The organism is Bacillus sp. AFS001701 (assembly GCF_002559405.1).
Taxonomy (GTDB): domain Bacteria; phylum Bacillota; class Bacilli; order Bacillales; family Bacillaceae_G; genus Gottfriedia.
The window spans coordinates 1-724 of the sequence record NZ_NTZO01000277.1; the positions used below are offsets into that span (position 1 = coordinate 1).

At 29.4% G+C, this 724-nt stretch carries 1 protein-coding gene; it reads left to right on the forward strand.

Annotation, left to right across the window (positions count from 1 at the left end; genetic code table 11):
* Positions 1 to 284 precede the first annotated feature (284 nt).
* Positions 285 to 659 (forward strand): hypothetical protein, encoded by a 375-nt coding sequence (locus CN514_RS17630; protein ID WP_056471423.1) that lies wholly within the window; start codon positions 285 to 287, stop codon positions 657 to 659.
* The last annotated feature ends 65 nt before the right edge of the window (positions 660 to 724 follow it).

The window sequence follows — 724 nt, forward strand, 5'->3', positions numbered from 1 at the left end:
ATTTTTACTAAACTAGAATAATCTGTCTGATGTACTAAAATTAATATTTAAAACATATTAAATATTGGAAAGAACATTTTTTAATAGTTAAGCCATACTAAAATTAGAATTGACGTAAAAATAATCCCAATTATTTCATCGTCAATTTTTTATTTCACTATGATGATGAGTACGAGAGCGTAGTAGGCAATTACACTACGTCTCTGACTTCGCCTAAAAGGCTGGTCAATCGAAGTTTTCTTTATTTTACATAATTAAGAATAGACGGCAAGGAGAAGAGACATATGTTTTCACCAGTTTACAAAGTAAATGATGATGGAGAAATTTACTTAAGTACAAAAGGTTTTTCAGTAACCTACGACCAATTTAAAGAGGATGAACAAGGAAACGCATATGTAATCGTAAAAAGCGATGAAGAACCTCTAATTAGAGTAAAACTACTTCTACATAATATTGGTAATGCAAAAACACCAGAATTAGAAGTAAAAAACAAATCTGGATTAGGTCAGGTGGAAATAAGATTACTTCGAGTAAAAATTAAAAAATTCAAAAATGGATGGGGAGCAAAAATTGCTCTTTCGAATGGAGAAGTGACGATTAAAGGTGATATACCTAAACACGTCAAGATCCAAGTAGTTCGTAAAGTTAAGTTATCGTAATTTTTTTATTTAATAAAACCAATGAATTAGAGTTCCACTTTTTTTGTACTTATTATGTTTATGCT